Source organism: Polaromonas sp. P1_G2, assembly GCF_056405515.1.
The window spans coordinates 1-548 of record NZ_JBFUBY010000816.1 but is presented as its reverse complement, the minus strand read 5'-3'; the positions used below and the strand labels follow the sequence as shown (position 1 = coordinate 548).

The 548-nt window shown below is 55.5% G+C and carries 1 pseudogene; it reads right to left on the bottom strand.

Annotation, left to right across the window (positions count from 1 at the left end):
• Positions 1-218: 218 nt before the first annotated feature.
• Positions 219-548: pseudogene (locus AC1D0P_RS27765) on the bottom strand (hypothetical protein); the annotation flags it as partial.

The window sequence follows — 548 nt, the reverse complement described above, 5'->3', positions numbered from 1 at the left end:
TTTCTGCCTCCAGTTCCGTTATGTTTCTTATATGTTCTATTAATGTTCCGTAGTCAACGCTATCCACAGGGGCAAGGTTAAAAAAGTATTGATGAAATGCGGAGCGAGCGACCGGCCCTGGAGGCGATCGCGACAAAGGACATAGGCCCACGCCCCCGCGATTAGACCGGACGGTCAGGGAGATAGAGCGGAGGAAGCCTGAAGTCCGTCAGCGTCGGTCAGAAGCGGAAGTTCAAACCGATCTGCGCGACGGGATAAAAGGTAAACTTGGAGATGCGGTCGCGTTCACGGTCGATCTCGCGGTCGATCTGGCCTTTGGTGAAACCGAATTTTTCAGCATGCGAATCGACGCTCAGGCTTGGCGAGCCGGCATAGAGCGCGCCTAGATCGAAACTGAGCGAGGTGCGCTCGTTAATCTGGGCGGAATAGCCGATGCCGAGATAGGGCTGGATGGCATTCTGGCGCGCCGTGTAGGTGGTCAGCGGATCGTCGATGACGATGCTGAAATGCTTGCCGCGCTTGACGAGGTTCTTCATCCGGCCATTAAC